General features: G+C 75.8%; 5 protein-coding genes. 1 reads left to right on the top strand and 4 read right to left on the bottom strand.

Annotated features, from left to right (window positions below):
* Positions 1–1,398, top strand: a 1,398-nt coding sequence (locus tag AOK00_RS40870) for a prolyl oligopeptidase family serine peptidase (RefSeq protein ID WP_254047578.1), incomplete at its 5' end; no start/stop codon positions are given.
* A 56-nt stretch (positions 1,399–1,454) separates the two neighbouring features.
* Here AOK00_RS40870 and AOK00_RS31345 read toward each other — a convergent pair.
* From AOK00_RS31345 to AOK00_RS31360, 4 genes are all read right to left on the bottom strand, one after another.
* Positions 1,455–3,335 carry an AfsR/SARP family transcriptional regulator gene (locus tag AOK00_RS31345; RefSeq protein ID WP_055603575.1) on the bottom strand — a complete coding sequence of 627 codons (1,881 nt, stop codon included), beginning with the start codon at positions 3,333–3,335 and terminating at the stop codon, positions 1,455–1,457.
* 238 nt (positions 3,336–3,573) lie between these two features.
* Positions 3,574–6,627, bottom strand: coding sequence for a helix-turn-helix transcriptional regulator (locus AOK00_RS31350; RefSeq protein ID WP_055603576.1), 3,054 nt, complete (start codon positions 6,625–6,627; stop codon positions 3,574–3,576).
* Positions 6,628–6,700: 73 nt separating this feature from the next.
* On the bottom strand, positions 6,701–6,901 hold the full coding sequence (locus tag AOK00_RS31355) for a hypothetical protein (RefSeq protein WP_055603577.1): 201 nt from the start codon (positions 6,899–6,901) through the stop codon (positions 6,701–6,703).
* A gap of 142 nt (positions 6,902–7,043) precedes the next feature.
* Positions 7,044–8,140: lanthionine synthetase LanC family protein (locus AOK00_RS31360; RefSeq protein WP_301554235.1), on the bottom strand; the 1,097-nt coding region annotated here is incomplete at its 5' end.

The following is an 8,140-nucleotide window of genomic DNA, read 5'->3' on the forward strand; positions in this document are numbered from 1 at the left end:
GGTGGAGCTCGTCCGGCCGGCACGCGACGACACGACCGCGACGCGGCGCGCGGTCGTGTCGTCGCGTGCCGGCCGGACGAGCTCCACCTGGGCCCCGACGCCTGGCACGAGGTGGTCCCCGAACGGCCGGACGCGGTGCTGACCCACCTGGTCGTGCTCTCCGGCCCCGAGCTGAAGAACCCGCTCGGCCTGGCAGCGTGGACCCGCGACACCGTGGCGGAGGTGACGTTGCACGACCTGGTCGAGGCCCGGCAGGTGGCCACGGTGCCGCTCCCCGGCACCGGCGCGGTCGGCGACTTCTCGGCCGTGGCGTCGGGCGGTCACGAGGCGTGGTTCGCGTACACGGACTTCGTCACACCGCTACGCGTACTCCACTTCGACGCGCGTACGCACCACCTGGCGCGCTGGGATCGGGAGGCCCCGGCGGCGGACGAACCGGGCGGTCCGGGCGGTCCGGGCGGTCCCGCCGGTCCCATCGATCCCGTCGGTACCGTCGATCCCGTCGGTCCCGTCGGTCCGGCGACGGGCGGTCCGGCGACCGGCGGTCCGGCAGTCGACCGTCCGGTGACGGGCGGCGCGGTGACGCGCCAGGTCGCGTTCCCGTCACGGGACGGGACGACCGTCCGGATGTTCGTGATCTCCCCCGACGGGCACCCGGACCGGCCGCGCCCGGCCCTGCTCACGGGGTACGGCGGCTTCGGCCGCACGATGTCGCCCCGCTACCGTGCGCAGGTCCTGGCCTGGGTCAGGGCGGGCGGGGTGTTCGCCTGGGCGGGCCTTCGCGGCGGCGGCGAGGAGGGCGAGGCGTGGCACCGTGCCGGGAGCGGTGCGCACAAGCAGAACACCTTCGACGACTTCGCCGCGGCGGCCGACCGGCTCGTCGAGGCGGGCTGGACCGAGCCAGGCCGGATCGCGATCATGGGCGGCTCCAACGGCGGGCTGCTCGTCGGAGCGGCCCTCACCCAGGAGCCGGGGAAGTACGCCGCCGTGGTGTGCTCGTCCCCGCTCCTGGACATGGTCCGCTACGAACTGTCCGGCCTCGGCCCCAGCTGGACGCCGGAGTACGGCAGCGCGCGGGACCCGGCGCGGTTCCCCGTGCTGTTCGGCTACTCCCCGTACCACCGGGTCACGCCCGGGACCCCGTACCCGGCGGTGCTGCTGACCGCCGCGGACGGCGACACGCGCACCGATCCGCTGCACGCCCGCAAGATGTGCGCCGCACTCCAGCACGCCACGTCGGGCACCGGCCCGATCCTGCTGCGGCTCGAACACGGCGTCGGCCACGGGGACCGGGCCGCGTCCCGCGCGGTGGCCCTCCAGGCGGAGTGCCTGGCGTTCCTGGCATCCCACGTGGGCCTCCCGGCCCCGGGCTCCGCCGCGGGTCCGCCGCCGCGGTGACCGCCGGCGCCGACGCGTCACGGCCTCGAAGCGTCGGCGCCTTCGGTGCCCTCGGCCTACGTCAGCACCGGCGTCCCGTACCCCGCGCCCCGTGCGTACAGCCGTATCAGGTGCGGCATGTCGTACTGCGCCGCGTGTGCGGTGACCTCCCCGCCCGGCGACGTGACCATTCCGGCGTCGATGAGCGCCTCCACCACCCTCACCGCATGCCGCTCGTCGCAGCCGAGCGCCTCCGCCGCCTCCGTCAGGCCGAACGGGCCGTCCCCCGTTCCCGCGGCAAGCCGGCCCGCGTCCCTGCCCCGCCCCTCCGGGAGGGTCTCCCAGCCGTGGGCCAGCCGCTGTCTCACGGACACGTCCCCGGCGGTCAGTTCGTCCAGGGCGCCGCTGGGGTCCGTCAGCCGGTCGGCGAACTCCCGCAGCGGTAGGTGGCGGAGCACCGCGAGCCGCATCCCACTCACCCGGACGGCGAGCGGGGACCCGCCGCACGCCCGTACGATCCGCAGCGCGGCCTCCCGGTCCGCCCGGACCCGCCGGGGGCCGACGAGCCCGGCCAGGAGTTGCACGGCCTCGGCCGTGTCCAGCGGCGGGACGGTGATCCGGTGCACCGGTGCCAGCCCGCCCAGTTGGCCGCGCGCGGTGAGCAGCACCCTCCCCTGTCCGCCGCACGGGAGCAGCGCGCGTACGGCGCGCTCCTCGGGTACGTCGTCCAGGATCACCAGCACCCGGTGCCGCGCCAGCCACTCGCGCCACGCCTCGGCGGTCGACAGTCCGGTGCCTCCCGTTCGTGCGCCGAGTTCCGCGAGTACGGCGGACACAGGTCGGGCGCGGCCCTCGGCGTCCCTCAGGGAGACGCAGATCCGGCCCTCGGGGAACCGGCTCCCGAGGAGGTGCGCGGCCCTCACCGCCAGTGTGGTCTTCCCTGATCCCGCGGGTCCGGACAGCAGCACGACATGGCCCGCTCCTCCCGTCTCGCCCGCGCCGACTCCGCCATCGCCCTCGCCGCGCTCCAACAGGTCGAGGACGTCGTGGAGTTCCTCGACGTGTCCCGTGAAGTCGACCAGGTCGGGCGGCAGCAGCACGGTCGCCTTCGGCGGGGTGGCGCCGGGTCTCCCACCCGGCGGCCCGGCGGCCGCGCCCGCCCCGGCGGCCCTGGTGTCGCCCGCGAGGATCGACCGGTAGCGGGCGGCCATGGCGCCGCTGGGCTCCAGGCCCAACTCCCTTGCCAGCAGCTGCCGATAGTCGTCGTACACGGCGAGCGCCTCCGGCTGACGGCCGGAGCCGCTGAGCGCGCACATCCAGGCGGAGCGGAGCCGTTCCCGCAGCGGATGCCGCTCCACCAGGTCGCGCAGCCCCTCGACCACGGCCGGCGCGCCGCCCAGCTCCAGCTCCGCCTCCGCCCAGCTCTCGTACGCCGTCACATGGCGCAGCCGCAGCCGCTCGGCCTCCTCGGCCAGCGTGGGCGACTGCCGGAGGTCGTCGCCCAGCGGCGGGCCCTGCCACAGGTCGAGGGCCTGTCTCAGCAGCCGGGCGGCGTCCTGGGGCGGCCTGCCCTCGGCGGCCCGCAGGAGGGAGCGGAACCTCAGGAGGTCGAGTTCCTCCTCCGCCGCGCGCAGTACGTATCCGCCTCCGGTGTGCGTGAGCCGTGGCCGGTCCCGAGCCTCCGGGTCGTCCTGCCCGAACAGCGCGCGCAGCGCGCTGACGTACACCTGGATGTTCTTGCGGGCGGTACGAGGGGGCTCCTCCGGCCAGACCGCCTCGGTCAGCGCGTCGACGGAGACCGGGGTGTTGACGGATGCCAGGAGCGTCGCCAGTACCATGCGCTGCTTCAACGGACCGAGCGGCAGAGCCTGTTCGCCCCGGTGGACCGTGAGCGGGCCGAGGACGGAGAACCGGAGTGTGCCGGGCGGGACGGCGGGCTGCGCGGACGGACTCGGCATCGAGCGAACCTCCGTATGGTGACGGGAGCTGGTCGGTCCGCTCGATGATCCGTCGCGCCGGACCTTCACACATCGGTACCGGACCCTCACAGTCGCAGCACCTCGGCCGGCGTCCTGGGGGTCCCACCCCCCATGGGGTCGGGAACGCCCCCCATCCCGGGTCCGCCGAGCCCCCAGGTCGCCGGTCCGGTACCGGACCGGGGACGCGGGCGGCCGGGTGGCCGCCGCCCGGTCCCGGTCAGGCCGACGGCTGCCGGGACGCGATCCCGGCCGGTCGCTCGTCCTCCGCCCGCTCCGCGGACAGCGCGCACAGCGCCGAGCGGTCCACGCAGCCGGTCTTGGCCATCAGGCTCGCCATGTGCTTCTCCACCGTCCGGGGCGAGATGCACAGCCGTCGGGCGATCTGCAGATTGCCCGGACGTTCCATGAGCAGCACGAACACCTCGTACTCGCGCGGAGTGACGCCTGCGGTGCGCAGCTCCGCCGGGATCCGTTCCCGGCCGCCCCGGCGCTGCGGCACGCTGACGCCCGACTGCCGCAGCAGCGCCCGGCAGGCACCGGCCACCGGCTGTACTCCCGCCTCGTGGAAGTACTCCTCGGCGGTCCGCAGCCAGGCGACCGGTTCGCCCCAGGAGTCGGCGAGCGCCGCCTCCGCGACCAGCCGCAGGGCGAGATGCCAGGCGTGCGGGAACACCGTCGCCGCGCGGCCGGCCTCCTCCACCGCGCGCCGCGCGCCGTGCGGGTCGCCGTCCCGGCCGCGCAGGACCGCGTCCGCCATCCCGAGGAACATCCGGTTCCAGGCCAACTGACCGCCCGGCGAGTCGAGCGCCTCCCGGTACACGTCCCGCCCCCCGCCGGCCTCCGCGTTCCCTCCGGCGCGATCGCCGTCGAGGATCCGCAGCAGCGGGCGGAGCCCGTACCGCCCGCTGAGGTAGAAGAAGCTCGGGTGCTCCCGCTCCCAGGCGAGCGCGGCGTCGAGTTCTGCCGTGGCCCGATGCCGGTCCTCCGCCATGAGAGCGCCGACGGCCTGACACAGTCCGCGTTGCAGGGGTACGAGCATCGACTCCTCGCCGCCCGCCCGGCGGAACCGGACGAGGGCCCGGTCCTGTTCGCGGGCCCGCCCCTGGTGTGCGGCGAGCGTGGCGTCGACGAGGAGCAGATAGCGGTGCGCCGAGAGGTTCTGGAGGCGGGCGCTCGCCTCGACGGAGCGATCGACGATCTCCCGGGCCCGGTCCCATCGTCCGGCGAGGACGCTCTGCATGGCGAGCAGCCCGTCGACGGTCTGGAGCACGGTCAGCGAGCCGAGTTCGTGCGCCGCCGCGCGGGCGGTCTCCAGCTGCGTCGCCTCTCCGGTCCGCATGAACGCGTTGGTGCCGAGCCGCACCAGGGCCTCGGCCCGCGACACCGCGAGCCGGTGCTTCTCCGCGACCTCCAGCATCCGCACGAGACAGGCGTCGGCCTCGTCGAAACCGCGCTGGCGCGACAGGAGGGCGAGGAGCTGCCAGGCCTGGCAGGCCACGACGGGCCGCCCGCGCTGCTCCGCGGTGAGCGCGGCACTCCTGGCGGAACGTTCCGCCTCCTTCAGCCGCTCGCGACCGCCCCGGCCCGCCGGGCTCCCCGGGTCACCCTCGCCGTCGCGGCCGTCCCGCTCCGGCAGGAGCGCCAGATGGCCCTCGACGACCACGAGCGCCGCCTCCTGCTCCGGGCGCGGCTCGGCGCCGAGCAGGGCACGGGCCGCCCGGATCCGGCGACGTGCCTCCTGCTGCCGCTCGGCCATCGTCGCGACCCAGGCGACCTGGGTGTGCGCCTGGGCCCGCTCTTCCGCCGCAGCGGACCCGACGGGCACCGGTGCCAGGTCGTCGAGCAGCGCGGACGCCATGTCGATGCGCCCGGACTCGGCCTGGGCGATGGCCAGTTGCACCGTGACGTCGTCCCGTTCCCCGTCGGCCGCGAGGCCCCGGGCGCGTTCGAGGAGCACGGCGGCCGAGCCCGACGCGCCGGCGTCCAGCATCTGCCGGCCGACCTGGGCGAACTGCCGGGAGGCCGCCACCTTGTCACCGGCCGCGAGCCGGAGCGTGGCCACCAGCTGGCACTGCTCCCCGGAGAGTTCGCCCGGCCGGTCGCAGGAGAGCGACGCGCCGGCGGAATCCTCGATCGCCTGGGCCGCGCGGCGGGCGAGCGCGGCCTGCTCGGCGGGCGGCAGGGACGCCCTGAGCGCGTCCGCGGTCAGGACGTGGCGGAAGGTGTAGTGGTCGTGGGCCGCACCGTCCGGGGCGATGATCCCGGCCTCGGAGGCGGACCGGAGGTGGGCGAAGAGGGCCCGGTCGTCGAGCCCGGTCACCACCCTCAGTGCCCCGACCGAGAACCGGCCGCCGAGCGTCGCCGCGATGAGGAGCAGTTCGCGCACCGGCTCGTCGAGCCGGGCGAGCCGGCGGGCCCAGCTGCGTACCGCCCCCGTGGGAACCGTCGCCTCACCGTGATCGGCGAGGAGCCATCCGCCGTCCGCCCTGCTCAGTCGCCCCAGGTCCAGCAGGTCGGCCAGCAGCACCTCCACGAGGTACGGGTTCCCGCCCGCGCGCTGCGAGAGGTGCCGGTGCGCGGCCGGGGGCACCTCGCCCGGGGCCGCGTCCAGACACGCGTCCACCATGTTCCGTACGGCGGTCTCGTCCAGCGGCCCCAGCTCCGTCACCGAGGCCGTGTTGCGCAGCTCGGCGGCGAGCGCGAGGTCCGACGCCGGTCCCGGGTCGGGCCGGAGCGTGCCGACCAGCAGGACCGGGAGGTCCGCCACGTTGTCGGCGACGTACTCGACGACCGCGATCGTCTCGGTGTCGGAGTCGTGCAGGTCCTCCAGGAGGATCACGCAGCCGCGCTCGCGTCCCAGCACGGCGAGCAGTCGGAGGAGCGCCTCGGCCAGTTCGACGAGCGAGATCGCGTAGCCGGGCGCCGTCGCGGTGGCCCGCCATTCCGGCACCAGACCGGCCAACGCGGGCCGGTAGGGGTCGAGTTCCGGATCGTCCGGTGCGCCGGCCGCCCGGAAGCGCGAGGCCAGCGCCTCGACCAGGGGCCGGAAGGGGACGACGAGCCCGGTGGACGTGGCGCGGCCGCGGAGCACCGGCATGTCCCGGTCGTAGGCGCGAAGAGCGCACTCGGCGGCCAGCCTGGACTTTCCGATCCCCGCCTCGCCGACGAGGAACACGGCCCGTCCGGCACCCCTGCGGGCACTCCCCAGGGCCTCGTCGAGTAACTCGATCTCGGTGTCCCGCCCCACGATGACCGACGACGTCGCACGCATGTCCGCAGGCTACTTGATCCTTTTCGTGCACGGCAGTGGGCCGGGGAGCCCCCGGCCCACGCCCGCCCTCGCGTCAGGACACCGTGATGGTGCCCGTGGTGTAGGGCATGTCCCACGTGGCCACCGTGTCCAGGTCGGCCGACCTGAGCAGCCGGCCGCGCCGCCCCAGCATGCCGCCGGTGCCGAGCGTCACCTCGCCCACCGGGTCGTCCTGGGCCGCGGCCTCCGCGCCGGCACCGCCGTTGACGTACGTCACCGTGTCACTGATCTGCATGGTCCTCACTCGTCCTTCGGGTCCGCGGGAGTGGTGTGTGTGCCGTGGATGGTGCCGGTCGTGGGTCCTCTGCGGTCGTACGTGGTGCCGGTCGTGGGTGCTCTGCGGTCGTACGTGGTGCCGGTCGGCGGTCCTGGTGGGCCTATGGGGTGCGCAGGAGGAGGAGCGACGGTACGCGCTCCGGGAAGCCCGCCCGGAGGAGTCCGTGGCCGATGCCCGCAAGACCGGTCAGCAGGCCGGGGTGCGGGACTCCGTCCGGGGCGCCGCTCCTGGCGTCGTTCTCCTCGACGGAGGCAAGGAGCGCCCCTGCCCGGCGGAGCCAGTGCGGTCGCGCGTCGAGGAGCGCGGTGTGGCCGAGGAGTTCGCACAGGCCGGCCTCTCCGTGGCACAGGCTGTCGTCGGGAGCCGCCCCGTTCTGCCCCAGTCGCCCGGCGGTCTCCCGCGCCCAGGCCGCGAGGTGCGGGTCGGCCAGGGCGCCGGGGGCGTCCAGCACGGCGAGTGCGACGCCGGCGTCTCCCCGGCACCAGGCCCAGGCCCTGGCGGTGCCGGCGCGTCCGGCGCCCGGAGCAGGGGCGGAGGCTCCCCTGCGGCCTCCGCCCGGTCCCGGTCCGCCGTCCGGCGAACCCGCGGCGACGGCCGCCCGGATCGCGGAGAGTCCCGCGAGCCGGTACCGCTCGGCGCCCTGGCTCCCCGCCCCACCGGCGGTCTCGGCGGCGCCCCCGCCGGTGGCCTGGGTCTCGGCCTCGGCGAACCGCAGCAGGGCCCATCCGATCCCGGCCGCCCCTTGTGTGAAGCCCCGACCCAGGGCGGCGAGTTCGGCATGCGCGGGACCGGTGCCGGCGACGGAGTGGGCGGCGGCGACCAGCCGGTCCGCGCAGGCCCGCGCAGCCCGCGCGATCTCCGGATCGGCCCCGGGCCCGGGATCAGCCCCCGGCCCGCCACCCCTACGCGTACCCGTGCCCGGATCCGTGCGACCGCCACGCACGGCCGACAGCGCCACGAGACCGCCCGCGAGCCCCGCGCCCACCCCGTACTCCGGCTCGGCCCCGGTCGCCGCGGCGGCCAGCCGCAGTGCGCCCGACGCCCAGGTGTCGACCTCCGGATCGTCCAGCAGCCGTGCCGTCTCGGCGAGGGCGTACGCGATGCCGCCGAGGCCGGAGAGGGCCCCCGAGCCCACCGCGCCGAGTTCCTCGGGCCTGGCGTGCAGCGCTTCGAGCAGTCCGGGCATCGGCGTCAGGG

Origin of the sequence: Streptomyces aureus (genome assembly GCF_001418135.1) — a bacterium.
GTDB lineage: Bacteria > Actinomycetota > Actinomycetes > Streptomycetales > Streptomycetaceae > Streptomyces > Streptomyces aureus_A.

Coding starts and splice junctions, on each gene's coding strand:
- AOK00_RS31345 (WP_055603575.1), bottom strand. CDS start 3,335: ATGCCGAGTCCGTCCGCGCAGCCCGCCGTCCCGCCCGGCACACTCCGG.
- AOK00_RS31350 (WP_055603576.1), bottom strand. CDS start 6,627: ATGCGTGCGACGTCGTCGGTCATCGTGGGGCGGGACACCGAGATCGAG.
- AOK00_RS31355 (WP_055603577.1), bottom strand. CDS start 6,901: ATGCAGATCAGTGACACGGTGACGTACGTCAACGGCGGTGCCGGCGCG.